General features: G+C 47.4%; 22 protein-coding genes and 1 riboswitch. Of the genes, 18 read left to right on the plus strand and 4 right to left on the minus strand.

Translation table 11 applies throughout. The features are described 5' to 3' along the window. Positions 1–47 precede the first annotated feature (47 nt). From EI981_RS05250 to thiE, 5 genes are all read left to right on the plus strand, one after another. The gene (locus EI981_RS05250) at positions 48–1,874 is read left to right on the plus strand and encodes an adenine deaminase (protein ID WP_126996061.1); all 1,827 of its coding nucleotides are present in this window, start codon (positions 48–50) and stop codon (positions 1,872–1,874) included. Positions 1,875–1,948: 74 nt separating this feature from the next. Further along, a riboswitch (TPP riboswitch) is annotated at positions 1,949–2,053 on the plus strand. 238 nt (positions 2,054–2,291) lie between these two features. Further along, on the plus strand, positions 2,292–2,993 hold the full coding sequence (tenA, locus tag EI981_RS05255; protein WP_126996063.1) for a thiaminase II: 702 nt from the start codon (positions 2,292–2,294) through the stop codon (positions 2,991–2,993). Positions 2,994–3,163: 170 nt separating this feature from the next. After that, on the plus strand, positions 3,164–4,009 hold the full coding sequence (gene thiM / locus EI981_RS05260; RefSeq protein ID WP_126996066.1) for a hydroxyethylthiazole kinase: 846 nt from the start codon (positions 3,164–3,166) through the stop codon (positions 4,007–4,009). Beyond that, positions 4,006–4,812, plus strand: coding sequence for a bifunctional hydroxymethylpyrimidine kinase/phosphomethylpyrimidine kinase (gene thiD / locus EI981_RS05265; RefSeq protein ID WP_126996068.1), 807 nt, complete (start codon positions 4,006–4,008; stop codon positions 4,810–4,812). Before thiM ends, thiD begins: the two co-directional genes overlap by 4 nt. A gap of 152 nt (positions 4,813–4,964) precedes the next feature. After that, positions 4,965–5,681 (plus strand): thiamine phosphate synthase, encoded by a 717-nt coding sequence (thiE, locus tag EI981_RS05270; RefSeq protein WP_127004384.1) that lies wholly within the window; start codon positions 4,965–4,967, stop codon positions 5,679–5,681. 252 nt (positions 5,682–5,933) lie between these two features. On the opposite strand, the gene EI981_RS05275 is transcribed toward thiE, so the two are convergent. Next, positions 5,934–7,019, minus strand: a complete 1,086-nt coding sequence (locus tag EI981_RS05275) for a GNAT family N-acetyltransferase (protein ID WP_126996070.1) — start codon at positions 7,017–7,019, stop codon at positions 5,934–5,936. Positions 7,020–8,207: 1,188 nt separating this feature from the next. Here EI981_RS05275 and EI981_RS05280 point away from each other — a divergent pair. The 6 genes from EI981_RS05280 to EI981_RS05305 all read left to right on the plus strand — a co-directional run bounded on the left by EI981_RS05280 (position 8,208) and on the right by EI981_RS05305 (position 15,614). Continuing rightward, positions 8,208–8,882: a response regulator transcription factor gene (locus EI981_RS05280; RefSeq protein WP_126996072.1), complete on the plus strand. Its 675-nt coding sequence runs from the start codon at positions 8,208–8,210 to the stop codon at positions 8,880–8,882. Then, entirely contained in the window at positions 8,879–10,258 is a 1,380-nt protein-coding gene (locus EI981_RS05285) for a sensor histidine kinase (RefSeq protein ID WP_126996074.1), read from the plus strand. The genes EI981_RS05280 and EI981_RS05285 overlap by 4 nt, the downstream gene beginning before the upstream one ends. A gap of 82 nt (positions 10,259–10,340) precedes the next feature. Further along, on the plus strand, positions 10,341–11,456 hold the full coding sequence (locus EI981_RS05290) for an ABC transporter permease (RefSeq protein ID WP_126996076.1): 1,116 nt from the start codon (positions 10,341–10,343) through the stop codon (positions 11,454–11,456). Beyond that, positions 11,457–12,239 carry an ABC transporter ATP-binding protein gene (locus EI981_RS05295; RefSeq protein WP_227011703.1) on the plus strand — a complete coding sequence of 261 codons (783 nt, stop codon included), beginning with the start codon at positions 11,457–11,459 and terminating at the stop codon, positions 12,237–12,239. 795 nt (positions 12,240–13,034) lie between these two features. Continuing rightward, positions 13,035–14,918: a molecular chaperone HtpG gene (gene htpG, locus EI981_RS05300; RefSeq protein ID WP_126996079.1), complete on the plus strand. Its 1,884-nt coding sequence runs from the start codon at positions 13,035–13,037 to the stop codon at positions 14,916–14,918. Between the two features lie 195 nt (positions 14,919–15,113). After that, complete coding sequence (locus EI981_RS05305; RefSeq protein WP_126996081.1) at positions 15,114–15,614, plus strand: CYTH domain-containing protein; 501 nt, start codon at positions 15,114–15,116, stop codon at positions 15,612–15,614. A 170-nt stretch (positions 15,615–15,784) separates the two neighbouring features. Here the strand turns inward: EI981_RS05305 and EI981_RS05310 are convergent, their stop codons facing one another. Together EI981_RS05310 and EI981_RS05315 are read right to left on the minus strand one after the other, a co-directional pair. Further along, complete coding sequence (locus tag EI981_RS05310; RefSeq protein ID WP_418789059.1) at positions 15,785–16,777, minus strand: chitosanase; 993 nt, start codon at positions 16,775–16,777, stop codon at positions 15,785–15,787. 437 nt (positions 16,778–17,214) lie between these two features. Then, complete coding sequence (locus EI981_RS05315; RefSeq protein ID WP_227011705.1) at positions 17,215–18,000, minus strand: SGNH/GDSL hydrolase family protein; 786 nt, start codon at positions 17,998–18,000, stop codon at positions 17,215–17,217. A gap of 182 nt (positions 18,001–18,182) precedes the next feature. Between EI981_RS05315 and EI981_RS05320 the strand changes: the two genes are divergently transcribed. The 5 genes from EI981_RS05320 to EI981_RS05340 all read left to right on the plus strand — a co-directional run bounded on the left by EI981_RS05320 (position 18,183) and on the right by EI981_RS05340 (position 21,519). Next, a complete protein-coding gene (locus tag EI981_RS05320; protein ID WP_126996085.1) occupies positions 18,183–19,169 on the plus strand; it encodes a Gfo/Idh/MocA family protein in 987 nt (328 codons plus the stop codon). 118 nt (positions 19,170–19,287) lie between these two features. Beyond that, positions 19,288–19,818 carry an RNA polymerase sigma factor gene (locus tag EI981_RS05325; protein ID WP_126996087.1) on the plus strand — a complete coding sequence of 177 codons (531 nt, stop codon included), beginning with the start codon at positions 19,288–19,290 and terminating at the stop codon, positions 19,816–19,818. Beyond that, a complete protein-coding gene (locus tag EI981_RS05330) occupies positions 19,808–20,146 on the plus strand; it encodes a hypothetical protein (protein ID WP_126996089.1) in 339 nt (112 codons plus the stop codon). The genes EI981_RS05325 and EI981_RS05330 overlap by 11 nt, the downstream gene beginning before the upstream one ends. Further along, a complete protein-coding gene (locus EI981_RS05335) occupies positions 20,134–20,871 on the plus strand; it encodes a PLD nuclease N-terminal domain-containing protein (RefSeq protein ID WP_126996091.1) in 738 nt (245 codons plus the stop codon). Before EI981_RS05330 ends, EI981_RS05335 begins: the two co-directional genes overlap by 13 nt. Before the next feature lie 183 nt (positions 20,872–21,054). Then, positions 21,055–21,519: an AraC family transcriptional regulator gene (locus tag EI981_RS05340; protein WP_126996093.1), complete on the plus strand. Its 465-nt coding sequence runs from the start codon at positions 21,055–21,057 to the stop codon at positions 21,517–21,519. Here EI981_RS05340 and EI981_RS05345 read toward each other — a convergent pair. Continuing rightward, positions 21,506–22,666 (minus strand): phosphodiester glycosidase family protein, encoded by a 1,161-nt coding sequence (locus tag EI981_RS05345; RefSeq protein ID WP_126996095.1) that lies wholly within the window; start codon positions 22,664–22,666, stop codon positions 21,506–21,508. The two genes, EI981_RS05340 and EI981_RS05345, sit on opposite strands and share 14 nt — an antisense overlap. A gap of 437 nt (positions 22,667–23,103) precedes the next feature. On the opposite strand from EI981_RS05345, the gene EI981_RS05350 reads away from it, so the two are divergent. Both EI981_RS05350 and EI981_RS05355 read left to right on the plus strand, forming a co-directional pair. After that, positions 23,104–24,054: a carbohydrate ABC transporter permease gene (locus EI981_RS05350; RefSeq protein WP_126996097.1), complete on the plus strand. Its 951-nt coding sequence runs from the start codon at positions 23,104–23,106 to the stop codon at positions 24,052–24,054. Between the two features lie 2 nt (positions 24,055–24,056). Beyond that, a complete protein-coding gene (locus EI981_RS05355) occupies positions 24,057–24,869 on the plus strand; it encodes a carbohydrate ABC transporter permease (protein WP_126996099.1) in 813 nt (270 codons plus the stop codon). Positions 24,870–24,883 lie beyond the last annotated feature (14 nt).

Below are 24,883 nucleotides of genomic sequence, written 5' to 3' on the forward strand. Positions count from 1 at the left end.
AAGGGCATTAGAGCAGCACAATTACTGAGTGGGAGGATTTCATAATCATGAGTACATCACAGTTGTTTGCCAGACCACAGCTTGCTGATTGTGTGCCTGACCTAGTTGCTACGGCGCGGGGAGATAAGAAGGCTACACTGGTTATTAAAAATGCGAAACTGGTCAATGTATGTTCTGGAGAGATTCAGGACGGTATATCGATCGGTGTTCAAGGCAGCCGGATTGCCTTCGTAGGGGTGGATCCCAGCCATATGATCGGTACAGATACGAAGATCATCGATGCTGCTGGGCGTTATGTCGCTCCTGGTTTGCTGGATGGTCATTGTCATATTGAGAGCAGTCAGATAACACCAACCCAATTCGCCAGAGCCGTGCTTCCAAAGGGTACGACGGGCGGATTTTTTGATGCTCATGAGATTACAAATGTATTGGGACTGCCTGGCCTGAGACTCATGCTGGACGAAGCCAGACAAACCCCGCTTGCTGCTTATATGCAGGTTGCTTCATGCGTTCCGTCTACAGGCCCGGATATGGAGACGGCGGGAGCTGAGATCGGCCCGGCAGAGGTTGCTGAAGCCTTCACTTGGGGTCCTGATATGATCGCCTTGGGCGAAGTCATGAACTTCCCGGGCGTGGTATTCGGAGACGAGAAGATGATTGGAGAGATTCAGGCTACGCTGCGTGCTGGTAGAGTAGCGGACGGACACTATACGTGGCCAGTTGATGATTGGAGAATATCTGCTTATGCGGCTAGCGGAATTACTGGCTGCCATGAGAGCGTGAACGCTGAGGATGTTATTGAGCGTGTCAGAAGAGGCATGTACGCCAAAATGAGACGCGGTTCGGCCTGGCATGATGTCGCCGAATCGATTAAGGCTCATACAGACTATGGGATTGATACACGTCGCATGATGCTCGTCACAGACGATCGCAGCCCGGAATCTCTCGTCGATGAGGGACATATGGACTTTGTAGTCCGTCATGCGATCTCGCAAGGTGTACGTCCGGTAACGGCTTTCCAGATGGCAACGATCAATACGGCAGAACGCTTTGGGGTTGCTCGGGATGTAGGCACCATTACACCGGCTTCCATCGCTGACATCATTATCCTTGATGGTAATTTGGCCGACGTGAACGTTGTTATGACGATTGCGGCTGGACAAGTTGTGGCTGAGAACGGCAAGATGACCGTAGAATTGCCTGAGTTCGAATATCCGCAGGAGGCTATTAACTCGGTGCACCTTACTCGTACGGTGATTGAACAGGACTTTGTTATCGAAGCCCCAATCCAATCCGGCGAATTGACGGCGCGAGCTATCGGTGTACGCGAGAACCACGTGGATACGACGGAAGACCTTGTGTTTGTGCGGATTGAGAACGGACAGGTTGCACTTAAGGTAGAGGATGGCATCTCCAAGTTGGCCGTCATTGAGCGTCACAAAGGAACAGGCAACAAGACGGTGGGTCTGGTATCGCGCGTTGGCTTCAACGTACCGGCTGCGATCGCAACGACCGTTGCTCATGACTGTCATAATGTGATGATCATCGGGAATTCCGATGCTCTGATGGCCAAGGCTGCGAACACCGTTGCAGAAATGCAGGGCGGTATCGCTGTTGTTACCGAAGACAAGATCGTCAAGCTGCCGCTACCTGTGGCTGGACTGATGTCGAATGCGCCGTTCGAACAGGTTGCCGAGCAATCTCGTGCGGTAAGTCAAGCGTTGTATCAGGCAGGCTGCACAATGAACTATGCGTTCATGACCTTGTCACTGCTGGCGCTGGTTGTTATTCCTGAACTGCGTATTTCCGATCTCGGTCTGTTCAAGATGACAGAGCAAGGATTTGTGAAGGTTCCTTTGTTCGTCGAGGAGTAATAAGCCAGGCATCAGGGACTGTCACTATTTGACATAAGTCTGCTGCCATAGTTAAATAATAGGTAATTGAATAGGAAATCCACTAGGGGAGTCGTGATAACGACTGAGACAAGATAAATCTTGGACCCTTTGAACCTGATCTAGTTAGCACTAGCGTAGGAAAGTGGAGTCGGACTGAATTGCTGTAGCTATATTTGTTAAAGTGACAGGCCGCTCCATATCCGGAGCGGCCTTTTTGCTGTGTAAATCCGACCGAAAATCTGCATCTGCATTTGATTATTCGTGCGAATCAAGGGGTTCCATCAGTCCTCTCAGGGGATTTCTTCATTCAAGAGGTAAGTTGAACAAATGAAAACTTAGGAATAGGGACAACAGTTCAACTTTTATAGTTTCGAAAAAAATTTGGAGGTGGAGACCATGAGTTTTACGAGAGAGCTTCGTCAGCAGGCAGATCGTATTTTTCAAGCTATTTATGACCATCCATTTGTACGTGGGATCGCGGACGGAACATTGAAGAAGGAGCAGTTGATCCATTATGTGAAGCAGGATTTTGAGTATTTGAACGCCTTTATGCGGATTTATGGCATTGCCATATCCAAGAGCCGTACGCGGGAGGAGATCGAGATGTTCAACGAGCAGATCAACTTCGTGCTTCATAGCGAAGTGCACCCGCATAACAATTTTTGCCGCGTGGCTGGAGTTACTTATGAGGAACTCCAAGGCTTTCCGCTCGCGCCCTCGGCACATCACTATATCCGTCATATGCTAACCGTTGCGCACGAAGGCAGCCTGGGTGAGATCGTGTCCGCGTTGCTGCCTTGTCCTTGGACGTATATCGAAATCGGTCAGCGTCTGCTAGAGGAAGTCAAACCAGATGAATCGCATCCGTTCTACGATTGGATCGATTTCTACGGGGGAGGAATGTCGGATCTGACCGAACGATTCTGCCGTTATGTAGATGACTGGGCTGAGCACGTGACCGAAGCCGAGCGGCTGCGAATGAGAGAGCATTTTCTGCTGAGCTGCCAACTGGAATATATGTTCTGGGATATGGCATTCCGCGAGGAAGAATGGCCGGTTGCCATGGATTTGGGAAGCGAGGCTATGGGCCGTAACTGAACGGGTACAAGAGCCGGAATTAGGAATGTATGTGAGCCGGAACTGAACGGGAACAATCTGGCCTGGCCGGATCCGCCGAAAAACGGAGGGAACTACGAACTTGTTGTGGCATCAGATCCCAGATGGGAATGATGCCGAAAAATAAAATTGGAGAATGAGGTTGATCTAGAATGAGTACACTCGAACAGGATATTGCTGCACTCTTAACTAAGGTACAGAAAGCACGGCCGCTCGTACATAATATGACGAACGTGGTCGTTACCAATTTCACCGCGAATGGTCTGCTTGCGCTTGGCGCGTCGCCAGTGATGGCTTATGCCCGGGAAGAGGTAGCGGATATGGCCAAAGTGGCGGGTGCACTGGTACTGAATATTGGCACGCTGTCGACTGAGCAGGTGGATGCAATGATCATCGCCGGGAAGTCAGCCAACCTTCATGGTGTTCCTGTATTGCTGGACCCTGTAGGTGTGGGGGCAACCCGCCTCCGTACGGAGGCAGCCGAGCGGATTCTGCGTGAGGTGAAGATTGCCCTAATTCGCGGCAATGCTTCGGAGATCGCTAATCTGGTCGGTGAAGTTTCGGACATTAAAGGAGTAGATGCGGCTGAGAGCAGTGCGGAAATAAATGCGGAAATCGCACTCCGGGCATCCCATCAATTCAATGCAGTAGTGGCCATAACTGGCAAAGAGGATGTCATAGCCGATGGGGCTCACTACCGGATCATCAGCGGCGGAGATGTGCTACTGACCCAGGTCACCGGAGCTGGCTGCTTGCTGACATCTGTGCTAGGGGCTTTCGCAGCGGTTGAGCGCGATATGATGCTCGCGGGCACGGCGGGATTGGCTTATTACGGTGCAGCTGCAGCTCGTGCTGCGGAACGGACCGCCTCGTTAGGACCGGGCAGCTTCCAGGTTGCCTTCCTGGATGAACTGGCCAAGCTTCACCCTCATTCGGTGAAGGGATATGCAACTATAGCTGAGGCGAGTAGCATGGCTGCCGGAGGTGAATCAAGATGAGCATTCCGAGAGCTCTGACGATCGCCGGTTCGGATAGCGGAGGTGGTGCCGGAATTCAGGCTGACCTTAAGACTTTTCAGGAGCTGGATGTGTTCGGGATGTCGGCGATTACCGCGATTACAGTTCAGAATACGCTCGGGGTTGAGAAGGTATATCCATTGCCGCCTGAGGCATCGGCCGAGCAGATCAGGGCGGTAGGTTCGGATATCGGCGTCGATGCGCTCAAGACAGGAATGCTCTTCAATGCGGAGATTATTGAACTGGTTGCGAGACAGATTGCCAGCTTCGGCTGGCGAAATGTCGTCGTTGATCCGGTGATGATCGCCAAAGGCGGGGCATCGCTGCTGCTCACTGAAGCGATTCAGGCGATGAAGGAGCATTTGCTCCCGCTTGCCCTGATCGTTACGCCAAATATCCCAGAGGCAGAAGTGCTGTCAGGCATCCAGATCCGTACGATGGAGGATCGTCGCGAAGCTGCGAAGCGTATCGCCGAACATGGAGCGCGCACCGTGGTCATCAAGGGGGGGCATGATCAAGGGGATCGGGTGATAGATCTGCTATATGACGGTAGCGCCTTTACGGGGCTCGCTGGTAGGCGTATAGAGACCAAGCATACGCATGGAACCGGCTGCACATTCTCGGCCGCAATCGCGGCAGGTCTGGCAAAGGGGTTGACAGTAGAGCGGGCTGTAGAGGAGGCGCGCGCCTTCATCCAAGCGGCGATTGAGGACACACTGGAGCTGGGGCGGGGTCATGGACCAACCAATCATTGGGCTTACTGTCGAAGGAGGGTACAAGTCTGATGAATGAAGATGGAACGTCTGTCGAGGCTATCGCTGGAGAAATGGTTCGGGGAAACATGCGGGAAGAATCGCGAGAGAATGACGGAATGGGGGAAAGTAGGCGTGAGGTTAGCAAGTTCGAGTCAGTGAATCAAAGCATAATAGGTAGTGGTATGGAGAAGAACGGGGAGCGTGTTGGAAAACACGGAAGAATCTCTTCCGACCGAATGCGTGAGTATTTGCAGCTCTATTTGGTTGTAGGCTCTGTGAACTGCAAGGAAGATCCCGTCAAGGTCGTGCGTAAAGCGCTGGAGGGCGGAGTCACACTCGTTCAGTTTCGGGAGAAAGGGCCCGGTAGTCTGACGGGGGAAGCCCGGCTGGAGCTTGCTGGGCAGCTGCGGGCCCTGTGCCACAGCGCGGGAGCTCTGTTCATCGTCAATGACGATGTGGAGCTGGCGCTGGCGGTGGATGCCGATGGGGTTCACATCGGCCAGGAGGATGAGGCGGCGGACCGCGTCCGTGCCCGTATCGGCGAGCGGATTCTCGGCGTATCCGCGATTACGTTCGAGGAGGCACGGTCCGCCATCCGTCAGGGGGCCGATTACCTCGGCATCGGCCCGATCTATCCGACGAGCTCCAAGGAGGATGCTCGTGCTGTGCAGGGCCCACAGGTGCTGAAGACGCTGCGGGCCCAGGGCATTACCGCGCCGATCGTCGGTATCGGCGGGATTACCGCGGCGCGCGCGGCGGAGGTCGTGTCCGCCGGAGCGGATGGTGTCGCCGTGATCTCGGCGATCACCCAGGCGGACGACGCCCAGAGCGCCGCGGCCGCCCTTGCACTCAAGGTGATTGGTAGCCGGTGTGATCGCGTCGATAGTATGTACGAGTGAATGTCTATCTGAATCGCTTAGAGAGCTAATGAGAGTGCCAAATGGGCGTGTGTAACCTTCTTCCACTCCCCTGTTTGAAGGCCATTCAGTGATGCACTTGATCGGTTGCGGATTCAATGGGGATATTCACAAGCCTATGCGGCTCAAGTACAGGATGAAGGTGAAGGAGTTCGTACATCGCTTTAAGATAGAAGCTACAGGGAAGTCTTTAATCAATCCCCCACCCAAACGAAGGGGATTTGTTTTCCCGAGTTAACGTTGTGTGAGGAGCGATTTCAATCGCGGCTTATTGAATTGAATGAGGGAATAGGCTCGAAGCAGCTTAGTTCTACGTGCTCGGTTAATGAACCGGATATGATAGTTGATTTTTAAGCGATCTGCCCAGTAAAATTTGTAATCCTGCTGACCGCTTAGAAAATCAATATCTCGCAAACAGCTACTGCTATTCATGAGATGACGAATCACCCGATTAGTCAATACTAACCCAACCCCATATTCCGCGTAATGCTTAGGTGATGCGATCATGTACATATATGCTTTGTCTGCATAGATCATGGTGAGCCAAGCTGCAGCGGTATGGCCATTTATATCAAGATAAGAGAGGTGTGTGCGTTCTTGGTTGTTGAGTTGCAGCAAGACTTCTTTAAAGAAAGCCTCATTATTAGGTTGGTTAAACAAACTATCTTGCCAACGTTGTTTATGTAATTCGGTAAAGTTGCCCCATTTTTGCAGATCAAAGGGCTCAAAGATTTTAATTGTTACATCATGATCCCGTAATAATTTCCGCTCTTTGCGTTCAATTGCTTTAATCCTGCTCTTATCGGCTTTCGTATCGTTATATTGCTTTAAATCAATATATGGGGCAACAGATAATTTTCTTTCGAACAGATCAAATTGTTCACCGAAAAAATGCTTAACCAGCTCTGTTTGCGGATTACTGGATTGTAGATTATACAAGTCCATCCAATCCCATTCATCTTGATGCTGCAGCAGTACTTGGATGATTTGGTTGAGTACTTTCACGCCATGACAGTCTTTATGGATGCAAATTTGATTTACATCTCCTACATCGGAAACAATAAACTGTAGTGTACTTATTCTGCGCCATATGATTTTCTGGCTCACTTTACACAAAGGAGCTATGGCTACGCATGTATCTTGATCGGTAACGACGATAATAAAGAGTTCTTTCGAAGGGCCCATCAAGTGATGAATATACGATTCCATCCACTCCCACGATGCGAAGATTTCAGGATTCTCTATATGACGCATGAAATCCCGCCATTGTTGTTCTATGCTGGTTAATTCCTCTACAGTTCGAATAATTGACGTCTGCATGATACACCCACCCTTTCAGCGTAATCCTATTCCATTTCATATACGAAATACACCCCTTAGATTCCTTCTGACTTCCACTCATTCGACAAAGGTTCTAAAAATCCGCCAGAAAATAAAAAGACGCCCCCATTAACATGAGAAGCACGATGATGGTCAAGCCGATCCAGCCCATCCCTTTAAAGACACGTATACCTTGGTCGAAGGAGACGCTCCCTCTCCCGGGATCGCAATTGAGCGGTTGATAATATTATTGAAAATGTCGTAGTCCTGTTGGACCTCTACGCTTTATATAACGTCATCGAAGGAACCTAAACTAACGGTTATCGCGTCAGGTACGTCTTTCGCTCAAGCGCGAAGTGCTTCGCACCCTAGCAAGCTCGAGCTCAGCCTCGCAGGGTTCAGAGGCATAGCGGCTTTTTGCTAACAGAACGCTATTTCCGCCAAAACAGCGGTAAGATATATCGTAAAAATCTAACGGACATAACTGTCCCTTAGAGAGGAATTTTCGGATATTATGATGTCTAACGGACATAGGTGACCGTTACAAGATAAAAATACCCTTTTGCCGCTGGTTAGCAGTGTTTAAGGGACAATAATGTCCGTTAAAATTGGATAACGGTGAATTTTCGCTTCTAAGGGTCACGGGTGTCCGTTAAAACTGGATAATGGCGAATTTTCGCTTCAAAGCGTCATGGTTATCCGTTACAAATCCGTTTATTTGGTGCGCACTTCTCCCTGTGTGCACGGTGCATTGTCACCCCTCAGGGGATGGAACATACGGACATAGCTGTCCCTTAGGGGGGGGCGGATATTATGTATCTACCGGACACCCCAGTCCCTTAGGGAGGAAGTTTCGGACGCTGTGATCCCTGATGTGCTCAGTTTCGTTACAATTTTGGGCGGCGCTTTTGCAGCCAAATATCGCTACCACGTTTTGTTAGAGGCGGCATACAGCACAATGGGCCAGATCATCATCAGGATGTATCAGGTCGTCTCGGGACGTTACAATAGGGCCTTCACCGGCATAAACACTATAACGGAGAGGCCCTATCTTTGTGCTTGGATCAGGATGGATAGATGCATGGATCTTAATACGCAGTCCCCTGATTGGTCTGTTTGAGATATCGCATAGAGTACGATATATTGACTGTATTCAGGGATGATCTGTACAGGGGGATGCTAGTAATCATGTTAGATATATTAATCGTTGATGATGATCGGCATATTCGCGAGCTGGTGGGTTATTATTTGCAGAACGAGGGATATCGGGTGATCGAGGCTGCTGATGGCAATGAGGCTTCAGAGCTTCTTTTCTCCCGGAACATTGATCTTGCCATCGTAGATGTCATGATGCCTGGTAAGGATGGGTTTCAATTATGCGAGGAAATCAGACGGTATTATGATTTTCCGGTGATTCTGTTGACAGCCAAGGATCAGCTGGCGGATAAGGAGCGCGGGTTCTCCGTAGGGACCGATGACTATTTGACGAAGCCTTTTGAACCGCAGGAGCTGTTATTCCGGATCAAAGCGCTGCTTAGACGCTATCAGATGGTGAGCGCGGAGTCGATCAAGCTTGGAGACACGATCATGAACCGTAAAGGATACGAAGTACATTGCAAGGGCAAGCAGCTTATGCTGCCTTTGAAGGAATTTGAACTGCTATTTCAATTAGCCAGCTATCCGGGGCGAATTTTTACACGTGAGGAGTTGATTGAGCTGATCTGGGGCATCGATTTCAACGGGGATGACCGTACAGTGGATGTTCATATCAAAAGATTGCGCGACCGCTTCAAGGACAATCACGACATCATCATTACTACGATGCGGGGCGTTGGCTATAAGCTGGAGGCGGCCAGCTCATGAGATCGCTGTACATCCGTATTTTGTTCACGTCGATTCTTGTTATTCTTGTCAGCAGCATCACGGCCTTTATCGCTTCAAACATTTATTATCAGCACAAGCTGAAGCCTTATAACGACCAGAAGATCAGCAAGATGGCCGAACAGATTCAAGCTTTCTACGAGACGAACCGCGAGGTTAATCTGAGTGACTATCTGGAGCATATTAGTGATCTCGGCTATCAAATATACATTGTGAACGAGCAGGGTAGCGGTTATTTCTATGGCGGGTCATTCCGCGGAACAGAACTGGATCAGCAGGTGATCAAGAGCGTCATTGGCGGACAAGTCTACCACGGGATTGCGGATTTTCCCCCGGGGTTGTTCATTACTGGGTTCTTCGACAATGATCTGAAAAATTCTATCGGCGTTCCACTCAAGACAGCCGAGGATTCCTTTGCGCTATTTATCCGGCCGAATGTAGAGGTACAGTTCGGGGAATTACGGAATTTCTTTGCGATCATTCTAGTCCTCACCATCGCGATGAGTATCCTTCTGTTCGTATTTAATACTCGTTGGGTCGTTCACCCGATCATCAAGCTAACGGAAGCGACCAAAATGCTGGCCCAAGGGAAGTACAATATCAAGCTGGATTTGAAAAGAAAGGATGAGATCGGCGAGCTGGCCAATCGGTTCACCCATATGACGCGAAGTCTCGAACAGCTGGAGGAGATGCGGCAGGAGTTCGTCTCCAACGTATCGCATGAGATGCAGTCGCCACTTGCCTCCATCCAGGGCTTCTCACATACGCTGCTGCATGCAGATTTACCGGAAGAGCAGCGGCGTCATTACTTGTCCATTATCGAGGACGAGAGCAAACGGATGTCGCAGTTAAGCAAGCAGCTGCTAATGCTGGCCTCACTGGATAAGGAGGAGGCGATCCTGGAGAAGAGCAGCTTCGATGTCGGCGATCAGATCCGGCAGGTCCTGTTCATGACCGAATGGAGCTGGCGCGAGAAGGAATTGGCCATCGATATGGATCTTCCCTCCATCATGGTCTATGCCGATAGCAGGCTTATGCAGCAGGTGTGGATTAATTTGCTGACGAACAGTATCAAATATACAGAAGAAGGCGGTACGATCTTCGTTCGTCTGAAGCAGCAGGATGACCTATGTGTCGTTGAGGTAGAAGATACGGGGATCGGTATTGCAGCGGAGGATATTTCGAATATTTTTCAGAGATTCTATCGCGCGGATAAGACTAGAAGCCGCGAGGAAGGCAGCAGCGGTCTGGGGCTCGCGATCACGAACAGAATCATCACTATGCACGGCGGACGAATTGAGGTGGAGAGTGAGCTTGGTAAAGGATCGGTATTTCGTGTTATTTTGCCGATGAAGTAATTGTTGTTCATATTGCGTTCATATTCCAGCCCTATAGTGATTTGCATAAAGAGATCAACTTATAGGATAGGAGATGAACACAATGTTTCTAGCAATCCGAGAGATGAAGCATGCCAAGACGCGCTACTTGCTCATTTCACTCATTATGGTTCTCATTGCTTTTCTCGTTCTGTTTGTAACTGGGCTGGCGCAGGGGTTATCTTACGCTAATGCGTCATCCATTCAAAATATGAAAGCAAACTATTTAATTCTGCAGCAGGATGCGGATCACCGCTTGAACCGTTCGATGATCACAGAAGACACCTGGAAGCAGATCCAGCAGGCATCCAGCGATCAGCAGGGAGTCGAATTAAATCCGCTAAGCGTCAAAATGACCTCAATCGCCAAAGTGGACGAGACCAAGAAAATAGACGCAACCTTCTTCGGTATTGATCCGGAAGGCGCGCTGGCCCCGGTTATCACGGAAGGGCGGTTGATGGCTGCCGAAGCGGACAATGAAGCGGTCGCTGACAAGACTTTTGCCGATAAGGGACTTAAGCTTGGAGACATGATCGAGGATCAGGCTTCGGGGCAGCAATATGAGCTCGTGGGCTTCACGGAGGGTCAATCCTACAGTCATACTCCTGTCATTCTGATGAGCTTCAAAGGACTGGAAGCAACCGAGGCCGGTAGGCCAGCCACTGTGGAGAGCACGGCATATAATGCAGTCGCCATGAGTGGCAGCAAGACGATCGCGGATCAGATCACGAGTAAGGTGCAAGGCATTGAAATCGTGAATAAAGATACGGCGCTGAAGGGAATCCCGGGTTACCAGGAGGAACAGGGATCTCTGCTTATGATGATTGCGTTCCTGTTCATAATCGCTGCCTTCGTGCTGGCTGTCTTCTTCTATGTCATTACGATTCAAAAAATGAACCAGTTTGGTGTTCTCAAAGCAATTGGCGCCAAGAATAGTTATCTCGCTCGCAGTCTGGTGCTGCAGGTACTGACTTTATCGCTGGTATGTCTCGCTATCAGTATTTTGCTGACCTATGGCGTCGCTAGGGTACTTCCAGACAGCATGCCGTTCCAATTGAACACGTCGGTTGTTGCCGGATGTGCGGTATTGTTCATCGTCGTGTCCTTGCTGGGCTCGCTGTTGTCCCTGTACCGTGTTGTCAAGGTAGATGCGATTGAAGCGATTGGGAGGGCGATGTAAATGAGTACAGTAATGAACAGAGCGACAGATCACTTGAATAAGCAAACCGACAAGAGTAAAAATAGTGCCGCTAAGATTGCAGGCGCACGAGGCGCTGCTGCGAATACTAAGCTGCTGCTGCAAAATATCAGCAAGGTGTACGGTGACGGGGACACCTCTGTGAAGGTGCTGGATCAAATTTCGCTGGAGGTCAAGGCAGGAGAATTTGTTGCCCTTGTGGGACCTTCGGGCGCAGGAAAGAGTACCTTCCTCTCGATTGCCGGAGCGCTATTGTCACCAACCAGCGGACAAATCTGGATCGGCGATCAGGAGATTAGCCAACTGCCAGAGAAGAAGCTGAATCAAATCCGGCTCGACAAGATTGGCTTCGTCTTTCAATCAGCCAACCTGATCCCTTATCTCACGGTGATCGATCAATTAATTCTGATTGGTGAATTAGCTGGCAAATCACGCAAGGAATCACACGCCAAGGCGGAGAAGCTGTTGCGTGAGCTTGGTCTGGGACATCGCTTGAAGCATTATCCAGACAGCTTGTCTGGCGGAGAACGTCAGCGTGTGTCCATCGCCCGGGCATGGATGAATGACCCGGAGATCATTCTCGCGGATGAGCCGACGGCCAGTCTGGACTCTGAGAGAGGCAGAGCTGTCGTAGAGATGCTGGCGGATGAAGTGAAGCAGCGTGGCAAGGCCGCGGTTATGGTCACTCACGACCACCGGATGCTCGATCTATGTGATCGCATCGTGTATATCGAAGACGGCAAGCTGTCGGAGAGAGAACAGTAACAGTTATTCACTCAGGGCTTTGGCTAGTCTGCACATGGCTTCTTCTAGGGGCGTCTCAAAAGTCGATAATCCGACTCAGAGGCGCCCCTTTTGTGTGTCCAAACAGGGCGGCTATAACCAGTTGTCGACCGGATCCAACGGACAATATTGACCGTTAGCGTGGATCCTTGGATACGCCTCCCTTGTAATGGTCACTTATGTCCGCTACAAGGCAATAATCGCTCAGGGCACCGCGTTTTACCCTCTAACGGTCATAAGTGACCATTAGGATAGCGAAGTTGCTTCTTACTTGCTCTAACGGACACTTATATCCGCTACAAGGCAATAATCGCTCAGGACGCCGCATTTTTCCCTCTAACGGTCATTAGTGACCATTAGGATAGCGAAGTTGTTTATTTCTTGCTCTAACGGTCACTTATGTCCGCTACAAGGCAATAATCGCTCAGGACGCCGCATTTTTCCCTCTAACGGTCATTAGTGACCATTAGGATAGCGAAGTTGTTTATTTCTTGCTCTAACGGTCATTTATGTCCGCTTGATAGATGCGATCAGGCTGATTTTAGAATTTCTACATCATTTCTTCGTCTAAACTTGTAGAAATGCTCATATCAGGCTTGCAATCGGAAAATCCTGATAGAAATGCACGAATATCACGATGAGATATTGACATTGAAAAATAGGATATTTAATATAAAGTTATGTGTTAGCACTCTGGAGTTATGAGTGCTAAGAGGGGCAATATGGAATTTTAACAGTGTGATCCTAACGATAATATTGAAGGGAGATTATTCATTCATGGCTAAGAAAGAGTTCAGAGCAGAATCCAAAAGATTACTGGAAATGATGATTAATTCCATCTACACGCAAAAGGAAATATTTCTGAGGGAATTGATCTCCAATTCAAGTGATGCGATTGACAAGATTTATTACAAAGCTTTGACCGATGATAACCTGGTCTTTAACAAAGACGATTACTATATTAAGCTCGCGGTGGATAAAGAGAACCGCACCCTGACCATTTCCGATACAGGTATCGGGATGACGAAGGAAGAATTGGAGAATAACCTAGGTATTATCGCTAATAGCGGCTCATTTGCTTTCAAGAATGAGAATGAGTCGAAGGATGGACATAACATTATTGGCCAATTCGGAGTAGGCTTCTATTCTGCATTTATGGTAGCCGATGACGTTACTGTTATTAGCCGTGCTCTGGGTAGCAGCGAAGCCTATCAATGGCATTCTGCTGGTGCAGATGGTTACACGATCGAGGCTTGTGAGAAGGATAATGTGGGTACCGAAATTACACTTAAGATTAAGCAGAATACGGAAGATGAGAACTACGAAGAGTATCTCGAAGAATATCGTTTGAGATCGATCATCAAGAAGTATTCCGACTTCATCAGATACCCGATCAAGATGGATATTCAATCGAGCCGTCCTAAGGAAGGCAGCGAGGATGAATTTGAGAATTTTGTCGAGGAACAGACAGTGAACAGCATGGTGCCGATCTGGCGCAAGAACAAGAGTGAATTGACCGATGAGGATTACGAGAACTTCTATATGGAGAAGCGCTACGGGTTCGACAAACCCATCTCGCATATCCATATCAAGGCGGATGGCGCTATCGTCTACAATGCGATCCTGTTCATCCCTGAGAAGACGCCTTTCGATTATTACACTAAGGAATATGAGAAGGGTCTAGAGCTCTATTCCAACGGCGTGCTGATCATGGACAAATGCAGCGACCTGCTGCCGGATTATTTCAGCTTCGTCAAAGGGATGGTCGATTCCGAGGATCTATCGCTGAACATTTCTCGGGAAATGCTGCAGCATGATCGTCAGCTGAAAATGATCGCCAAAAACATCCAAAGCAAGATCAAGAGCCAACTGCAAACCTTGCTTAAGGATGATCGCGACAAGTATGAGAAGTTCTATGAGTCCTTTGGCCGTCAATTGAAATTCGGCGTGTATAATGATTATGGCATGAATAAGGAAGTGCTGCAGGATCTTCTTCTGTTCACGTCCTCTCAAGAGAAGAAGCTGGTTACTCTGGATGAATACGTATCGAGAATGCCAGAGGATCAAAAGTATATCTATTATGCTGCCGGCGAGTCGGTTGAGCGTCTTGAGAAGCTGCCACAGACGGAAATGGTAGCCGATAAGGGCTATGAAATTCTCTATCTCACCGATGATATCGATGAGTTTGCGATTAAAGTGATCATGAATTACAAGGAAAAGGAATTCAAATCCGTATCCAGCGGCGACCTTGGTATCGAAGCAGATGCCAATGATGAAGCGGCCAAAGCGGACGAGTCGGAAAATAAAGATCTGTTCGAGTATATGAGCAGCTTCCTTGGCGGTAAAGTGAAGAAGGTCAAAGCGTCCAAGCGCCTTAAATCCCATCCGGTCTGCCTCTCCTCTGAAGGTGAAGTATCGATTGAAATGGAGAAAGTGCTGAATGCGATGCCAAGCGGCCAAGAAGTGAAGGCTGATAAAGTGCTGGAAATCAACGTGAATCATGAAGTGTTCCAGGCGATGAAGGATGCTTTTGCCGTGGAAAATAAAGATAAACTGAATCTTTACACGAACCTGCTCTACAATCAGGCCCTGTTGATCGAAGGCTTGCCGATTGAAGATCCGGTAGACTTCACCAACAATATTTGCAAGATCATGCAGTAAGTATGGAGTGAAGTGCGTAGTCAGATTTAATGCTGGATATATGTTGTTTGGCTAGAGCAGATTTGGCTGCGATATCCTGTCTCACGGATGAAGTGGGACAGGATATTTTATTTTCAAGGGCAGTGTTATACTTAAGGACAGATGAGATAATATTGAATGGTTTAGAGCTTAGATTGAGAACTAAGGAGAATTGTGATGTCACTTGAAATTGAACGTAAATTTCTATTGCCGGAGTATCCGGCGAATAGGATCAAAGAAGGCGAGATCCGGAATAAAAAAGAGCAGATCATTGAGCAGACATACCTCGCCTTGCATGGGGATCAGGAGCTGAGAGTCCGCAAAATTCAGGATCAGGCCAGTGGGAAAGTTGAATATACGCATACCTTCAAAAAAGGCCACGGGATTGCCCGTGAGGAAGTGGAGTATTCCATCTCCGAAGGGTTATATGAACAAATAATGAATATCCATCAAGCAGTGCCGCTAATTAAAAAGCGAACTACAGCGATATGGGGAGACCGTGTGATCGAAATAGACGATTACAAGCAAATTCAGCTGCTAGTATTGGAAGTGGAATTTGCTTCGCTGGAAGAGGCGGAGAGCTTTGCTGCACCTGGATGGTTTGGCAAAGATATCAGTTCAGACAAGCAGTACAGCAATAAAAAAGTATGGCAGGAGCTTCAGGCCCGGAAGGGCTAAGGAACGGAGAAAGCGTAAAAAAGAGGATGGTCTTTGCTGTAGCGGGGATGGTGCGCATCCACACGAAAAGCGAATTATGAAATAAATAAAAGAGAAAAAGCAGGGAGCATCTTCGGCGATGCCCCTGCTTTTTGTTCTACTAAAACGGTTTGTTTACCTGGACATCGGGTTTATTTCATTTTCCAATTGGTTACTTGCTTGATCGCCGCATCGGCGTTCTTCAGATCGGTCTCCCCCATGCTCAGAAGCGTGCTCCATTGTTTGACGCGATTTTTACCGTTTGGAGGTGTGTTGTATTGATTAGTGTCAACAACTTTGGTGCGCTCCGCATAAAATTTCGTCATAAACGTCTTTTCGTCCTTGCTGGTGCCCGATTTGGACAGAAGGCCTTGCAGACTGTTGGAGCCGCCCGTTGCGCCTTGATTCAAGGCGGTGTCGACAAAAGAACCGATGGTCAAGGCCGTATTAAAGCCGCGGTTTTTGGCCTGATCGACACTATATTTAATGTAGACATTATAGAAGGTGCGCCACATGGCTTCTCTCCAGGCGGAATCATTTTGCAGACTGTTGATCTTTTTAACGAATGTGCTATTGCTGTCCGAAATGACCAGGATGCTGCCTTTCATTTTTCCGTTGATTCCAAGCCGTTTCAGCGCCCCTTCAACACTTGGGTTACTGGCTCCTTTGATCCGGTCGTATTCTTTGAATAACGCGGGAGCATCCGGACCCTGGTCGTTTGGCCCACCTGTGGTGGCTCCGAAAATGCCGATCGTATAGCCGCGGTCATCGTCAATATTTTCGCAGTAACCGTAATATTTGGTCCAGTTAAGATCATCCTGCTCCGGTTTGTTGACGAGTTTCATAATGTTATCCCACTGTTCTGCGTCAAGGCCCGTATTCGTTTTTAAAAATTGAAGGGTTTGCGGTGAAAATTTGGATTCAGGGGTTTCAGCCGCCATGGGTGCAATCTCCTGACCGTTAGTCTGTCTTTCCGTAAGGGTCAAGGTTTGAGTAACATTCGTATCCGCATCGTTATCAAGAAGCTCGGCATATGCCTTGGTTTGCACAGCACCGGAAAATGCTACAATCGAGCTGAGCAGGGCAAAGCTGAGCATAATCGCTGTAAGTCTTCCTTTGGGATTGGTTCTTTTTTCGGTTGTCATTTTCATTCCTAATTCCCTCCATAATTTGTTTTTGGCGAATTTAATAATTAGGCGTAGATGTTAATTCAACAATTAAAGCGCTTTAACTTTTGGGATGAGGAATAACTTCCGGTTGTTTGATGTGAACCTTACAAAGATATAGAAATAATATACTTTGGATTATCAACCTCCTCACAATTTAAATTTAAGCGCTTAAACTTTCTTAGGATAAAAAACATCCGGTCTCTAACGGATCTGCATGGAGCGGGGAGTATTTTTATCCCGTGCTGCTTATCTATGGTGCAATATGATTATAATGGATAATTATGGTTATGTATAGAACTATTTTTAAAGATTAGGATTGAGGCCGTAACCCCATATACCGATTATTCCAGACAGCAAAAAAGACCCATTCTCGAATTTGCATTTGTCGAGGAGCTGGGTCTTTGTCTTTCGTTCTATTCCAAGGCCAGATTGTTGGTGGAATCCAGCAGAAGGTATTGGTAGTTGCTCTTCACGAACTCGAGCACCTTCTCGCTGATGATGCGATGGCCTTCCTGATTAGGATGAATTCCGTCCGAGCACAGGAACTTGGTGAAATCAGGGTGTTCCAGGAATGCGCCGCGCACGTCGATATACTTAGTCTTAGTCATTTCAGAGACTTTCAGGATAGTGGAGTTGTATCTCTCCTGCCACCAGTATATTTTCGTTACACTGCCGAGCCATCTTAGAATGTTCTTCTCGGCATCCGGATTGCTCCTGCTGACCCATTTGAAGTATTTATCTGCATTCAGAGGCGGCAGGTTCATCAGAATCGGAGTAATCTGCTGCTTCTTCAAATATTCAATGGCTTCCGTCAGCATCTTCTCAAATGTATTGAAATCCGTCTTGGGGCTATGCTCCGCGTCGGGATTATCGGCGATCTCATTCCAATTGAAGTCGCAGTCGTTGCCGCCATATTCGATCAAGACGACATTAGGCTTATCTTTATCCACATCTCGCTTGAGATTGCTGAAGCCCTTCATCAGGGTATTGCCGAATCGGGCCGTATTGCGGACCGCACCCTTCAATTTCTGCTGCAGGAGTGAGACATAGTTGTCCTCCAGAATGATGTATTTGTTGCGTTCTTCATCATAGATGACCCCTTTGGAAATGGAATCACCGGAAATCATATATTTGGTATCTCCGCTCATCAAGTCAACGTCGCGCTCACCCATTGTACTCACCTCATTTTCATGCTTCATGATCTTGGTTCTATTGTAGATTAGTGCCCAAGCAAAACGCAAGTGCATTGGCGGCCGATTCATTCTATATTGATGAAGGGTTTGTGAAAGGTGGACATGTGATGTTTCTCATGAGAGAATGTTGATAGCGTGTTCAAAATCGGATATTTTATTAATACTAGAGAAAAAAGGGGTTGAATAGTATGGTGCGATTCGGAATTATCGGAACGAACTGGATTACGGAGCGCTTTATTGATGCGGCGATGGAAACGGAACGCTTCGCCTTAACAGCGGTATGTTCTCGTACAGAAGAGAAAGGGAGAGCCTTTGGTGCCAAATACGGAAGTCCGGCCGTATATACAGATGTGTCAGCCATGGCGTCAAGTCCGGAAATAGATGCCGTATATATTGCCAGCCCGAATTCTCTACATATGGAACAGGCTATTATATGTATGGATCAGGGGAAGCATGTATTGTGTGAGAAGCCGATGGCATCGAATGCGACAGAGACTCGGAAAATGATCGAGGCTGCAAAACGTAACAATGTATTGTTAATGGAAGCGATGAAATCCACGCTGATGCCTAATTTCCGGGTAGTTCAGAACAATTTATATAAGCTGGGGCAAGTGCGCAGATATTTTGCGAGCTATTGTCAATACTCCTCACGTTATGATGCATTTAAGCAAGGGACGGTATTGAATGCCTTTAATCCCGAATTTTCGAATGGAGCGCTAATGGATCTCGGAACTTACTGTATCTATCCGATGGTTACCTTGTTCGGGAAGCCCAGACAGATTAAGGCTAACGGGATTCTATTGTCATCCGGTGCAGATGGCGAGGGCAGCATTATCATGAATTATGATGAGATGGATGCAGCGGTGATGTATTCGAAGATTGCCGATTCCTATCTGCCAGCGGAGATTCAAGGTGAGAACGGAACGCTGGTGATTGAACGGATTAATCAGCCTTATGATGTGAAAATCATTTATCGCGACGGCACGATCGAGGATTTGCGGCAGCCGCAAATGCAAGAATCAATGTTCTACGAAGCTCGTGAGTTCATTGATCTGATCGAGACCGGACTTCGTGAGAGCAGTGTAAACTCGCTTACCCATTCTCTGCTTGTGGCAGAGATTATGGAGGAAGCAAGACGGCAAATTGGCATACACTTCCCTGCGGATCTGAATTAGTGAAACCTTCAGTCATAGCTTAACGGATAATTAAAGAACACTCTAAATGTAGAGGGTTCTTTTTTTTATTGAACCAAATCTTTAGTTGTGCAGATATGTAAGTGAAGGGGGAGATAACATGGCAGTTGATGGGCATGAAGTAGAGCGACTGATATATGAGTACGGAAGTCGTGTGTATACTTTCTGCCGGAAATTGACATTCAGCCAGACTGATGCGGACGATTTGTATCAGCAGACCTTTCTTCGAATACTCAATATATCTCTCCAAATTGATGAGAACAATAATCCAGCTGGTTATATCATGGCAGTAACAGCGAGGATCTGGCATGATGAACGTAAAAAATATGCCCGAAGACAAAGAATTGCTCCGATCCAAGATGATCATGTTGGTGAATTAAGCAATATATCCAGTTCCATATTTACGGATATTGAGTTCGAAGAGAAGCAGCGTAATGCGGAAGTAAGAGAGGCTGTTCAGAAATTGCCGGAAAAACTGCGTGTACCCATTTTACTATACTACATGAGTGATTTGCCTGTGCACGAGATTGCATTAGCTCTCCGGATCCCACAGGGTACGGTAAAAAGCCGATTGCATCAAGCGCGCCAGAAACTAAGAAAAGAATTGGGGGGAATCCATTATGGCGGATAAACTTTTTTTGGAAGATGAGCTAGATGGCGTGATACGGAGTTCGTTATTAAAGGAAGAAGCAACTCCCCCGACTATACAGGCTGCGCTTATTCAAAAGATACACAGCCAGAAGTCAAGTTTTAACTTGCTATGGTGGTTGCCAGCTACGATTGGTGGTATGCAAACATTGGCGATTGTGGCAGCGATTCATTTTCTTCTGCCCGGATCATTGATTTCATATTTGGCTATGATTTCTGGAGGCGGCTTGATCCTGTGCGCCAGCGTGTTGTCAGGTTTGGCTCGTAAAGCATGGAGGAGAAAGGATGTGGATTATTCATGTGGATCATAACGGGATTGGCCGGAGTAGCGCTGCTGTTAGCTTTGATGGCAATAGTCGGTTTGGGAATCTGGACATATCGCGATGCAAAATCACATGGACTTGAAGCAAGAATGTGGACTTTAATTGTGGTGTTGGTCCCCAACTTTATAGGACTATTACTTTATTTTCTTATTGGACGCAAGCAACAACAAACGTTATGTCCTTCATGTGGGTATAAGACACAGCAAGGAAAACCCTATTGCTCAAATTGTGGTGCCGCCATGGCACAAGGAGGGATTGCATTGACCACAACAAAAAACAATAGCAAGAAGCCTCTGATTTTTGCAGTTACATGTGTCGTATTAACTTTTATTTTGGTCATTTCCGCTTTTGTTGCTAGTGTTTATGCGCAACCAGAAATGTTCTCATCTAAAAATATTTCTATTATTCAGACCCAAACGGTGAGGCCAGGTTCTTGGAAGTTATCTTTCTGGTACTTTAATGGGGAAAAAAGCAGGGCTTTTAAAATTAAAAACGGTACTCCTAAGGCCTTGAAAGTTAGTGCTGAAGTTGAAAAGGGTACATTGGAAATGGGATTGACCGTGGATGGCAAAGAAGAAAAACGTATTTCGCTTAATGAACTTGATTCAACCTATGTTTGGGATTTGAGCAGTTACCCGGATAATAGTAGAGTTGTACTGTATCTATACGGGGATGCAGCCAAAGGAAAAGTGAATATGAACTGGAACGATTAAGTTCCCCGGGATCAGCATTAGCGAGCATAATAGAAAATCTGAATAAAAAAGTACGAGTCCATACCCGGCTCGTACTTTTTTGATTTTCAGAATTAGGATATCAGAAAAAAGTTATGAATATTTTTTTATACCATGTTACCATTCGAAATGTATCAGATATTCCCAATGAAAGGAAGAGAACACATGAGTATTAAGGTCGAAGTTATACCGCAATATCGTATTGCATACGTTCGCCAAACGGGTCCATATGGCCCAGCCAACATTCAGGCGATGGAGACGCTGAAAAAATGGGCTAAGGAGAAAAATTTACTCACGGCATCGACGATTCTGCTCGGAATTCCCCAGGATAACCCTGAAACCACGCTTCCTGAAAACTGCCGATTTGACGCATGTATTGTCCTATCCGAGGACTACCCGCTGGATGATGCTATTTGTGAAGGTATATTACCTCGTGGTGAATATGTGATTTTTAAAGTCAAACATACGGCAGAGGATATTCAAAAGGCATGGTCCGACATATTCCCCGCTCTACAGAACAGTGGCTATCAAATGGATAGAAAGCCAATTATAGAAAGATATATTGGTGATATGACACATAACGAGTTTTGCGAAATATGTGTACCTGTCCAACCTACTACTGAACCTTGACAACAAGAGCGTTGCTGATCTTGCGCCCCGGAGTGGTCAAGTATTTGCCGTTATAGTACAACCCACTGGATGCACCGCCGTCCAGATTCATCGCCTGGTAGGCACCAGCCTGCTTCATGATCTCGGCCAGCTGAGGGATCGTAGCTCCGCCAGTTGTCAGCAGGATTAGCTTATGATCGCGGGTTACGCCGAGCGCGCTGCGGGCGCCGCCACCAGTCAGAATTTTCGGATCCTTGAAGCCTTCCTCCACTACATTAAGAGCTACCTTGCCGTTAACGATCAGACGCGGTCCAGCCTGCAGCCCGCCTTGGATGCTCCCTTCAGCGAATCTGGTCGGGAAGTCTGCGCCGGGTATTAATTCAGCCAACAGATTGTTGTCGAAGGTAAATACCGTACGACGGTCACCGGAGCTCTTATGAGCTATGCTTCCTTCACTAATGATATAACCATAAGGACCTTTATAGCTACCTGTCGTATAGGCGTCGAAGAAGGTTCCATTGATGGCTACGGTTGCTTTGCTGCGCTTCGCGATGCTGCTGAGATCCTCAACATTGCCTGGTTTATCCCCAGCAAGGACAACGTCGAGGGAGACCTTCGGATGCAGGAGCGATATCGTGACCATTTGCGTGCTATAGGATTTACCACCAACCTTGAACGTTTTCCGTTCGCTGATGATTGGCTTGTCCATTTTTCCGTATGCAGATTTCGTCATGTAAGGAAGTGAGGTGGTATATATGTCCTCTGAGGAAGCCTCAGATGCCTTACTATGTATAGTGAGCGAAGAAGTGTTCTTCGACCATTCCAACGATAATGGAAAAGATTCATTAATAATCTGCATAGGCACGAAGGTTATGCCGCCTTCGGTGAACGGAGCATCGGACAGTTTAATCGCCTGGTCATTCCGGATAGCTTGCGTCTTGCCCAAGTGCATCGTAAGTTGAGTCTCGTCCCGGATGATGTCGATCCGTTTCTCGGCCGGTGTCCATACGGTCTTGATGCCGTAAAGTCCGTTCAAGGAGCGCAGTGGGATGAAGGAATGATTGCTCTTGTCATCCATGAGCACGAAGTTCTTGGCAGGGGGCGCGGCATAGCTGGCTGGAATCAGGCAGACGAACAGCAGCACCGCAAGTAGGATTGCTTTTTTCATGAAGCTGAATTCTCCTTTATAGGTATTATGTATTAGTATATTATACCTGAAAAGGTGCGAGAAAAGGGGGAATTTGTCGACTTTGCGCTAGTTTCATATAGAATACTGACTGAAAATCAGATTCAACTGCCCCCCATATTAAAGCGTCTAATCTGAGTTTTACAAGGCAGAAGGCTGCCCGGGCTACAGTTCCCCTGTAGCTTGGGCAGCCTTTTTATTTCATGCCCATTAATACTAGATTGGAGTTAGATTTATGGTGCCGTACACCTAAATAAAATGAAATGTAAAAATCCTCGGTGTGTTGTAAATATTCTCTGTTTCAGGCAAGGTACGTTCTTTCTATGATAAAGGTAGAATTTTCGGCTTCTACGAGGCGAGGATCCGAAAGTCAGAATATTTTGCGAACAAAGGGTTCGTAAAGCGGAAGGAGTAACAACATGACACCGAAATTAGATACGGGCCGTCCCATAATTCATCCGAAACGGGGCTTGCGTTCTAGACTGGGGAGATTAGGGAGCTCATCAACGTTCGTAGGCTACCTGTTTGTAGCCCCCATCCTGATTCTCATGGGAATTTGGTTTTATTATCCTTTGCTGCAATCATTTATTTACAGCTTCCAGGACATTAGCTTTCTGAACCCGGATACGGCCAAATTTATCGGATTCAGCAATTATATCGAGATTGTCAAGGATAAAGATTTCTGGACAGCTCTAAGGCATTCTGCGCTCCTAACGGTCGTGGCTGTACCGCTGCAAGCGCTCATCGCGCTTGTGATCGCGGTTAACTTGAACAAGGTCAGGCAGTTGAAGGGCGTATTCCGTACGTTGTACTACATGCCTTACATTACTTCGACGATTGCTGTAACGACCGTATTTATGTATTTGTTCATGCAGCATGACGGGATTGCAACCAAAGCATTGAGCTGGCTCGGATTCCGAGATGTATCATGGTATGCAGACGTGAAATTAGCTTTGCCGTTTCTTATGATTTTAACGATTTGGACTTATGTAGGCTTTTATATGGTGGTGTATCTCGGAGGTCTTCAAACGATTCCAAATGATATTTATGAAGCAGCCCGAGTCGATGGTGCGAATGGCTGGCAGCAATTTTGGAAGATTACCGTACCTATGCTGAAGCCTGTAACGTTCCTTGTTATCATGTCTGGGATCATCAATGTCATGCAGTTGTTTGACCAGCCGTATGCTTTAGCGAGAAATGGATCGCTGGGCAGTCCAGCCGGCGCAACCAGTACCATCGTTATTTACTTCTATAGTCAGGCGTTCAGCTATAACCGTGCCGGTTACGGCAGTGCGGCCGCATTTATCATCTTCGCCATTATCATTACGCTGTCCATGCTGCAAAAACGATTTGTTCGGGAGGAGATCTAGTCATGGATAGTAGAAAGAGTCAGTTTTTCCGTTACTTGCTGCTGGTAGTTTTCTCGATATTTTTCGTCGTACCGTTCGGCTATGCGATCTATACGTCGCTCTTGTCCAAGGCCGATATCGGCCATTTTGTCATGCCGACCAGGTGGACATTTGAAAACTACAAGGACGTTTTTGTGAATTCGGATCTGCTGATCTGGTACAAGAACTCCATTATCGTAACGGTAGGCATCTTGCTTGGGAACCTGATTGTGAACACGATGGCTGCTTATTCCTTAGCCCGGTTGAATTACCGGGGGAGAGGAGTGGTGTTCTTTCTAATTATCGGGATGATGATGGTGCCATACCAGGTCATGATTATTCCAATTTTCTCTATGATCGTAGATTTGAAGTGGTTGAACAGCTATTACGGCTTGATTATTCCGTTCTTGTTCCAGGGGTTCCTCGTCTTTCTGATGCGGCAGTTCTTCCTGACGATTCCGAAGGAGCTAGAAGAAGCGGCGGAGGTCGACGGATTGAACAAGATCAGCATCTTCTACCGGATCATGTTGCCCTTATCTAAGGGAGCGATCGGCACCCAGATTATTTTCAGCTTTACCGGGACCTGGAACTCCTTCGTATGGCCGGTGACACTTGTGAATGACAGCCGCTGGTATGTGCTGACGGTCGGTCTGAACACGCTGAAGAACCGTTATTTTGAATGGCCGAACCTGACCATGACCGGTGTTGTCCTGTTGACCGTACCGATCATTATCGTATTCCTGATTTTCCAGCGTCAAATGGAGCAAGGGATTGCCACAACAGGCTTAAAAGGATAATTCATTGTATAAAA

The sequence above is a fragment of the Paenibacillus lutimineralis genome, assembly GCF_003991425.1.
GTDB classification, from domain to species: domain Bacteria; phylum Bacillota; class Bacilli; order Paenibacillales; family Paenibacillaceae; genus Fontibacillus; species Fontibacillus lutimineralis.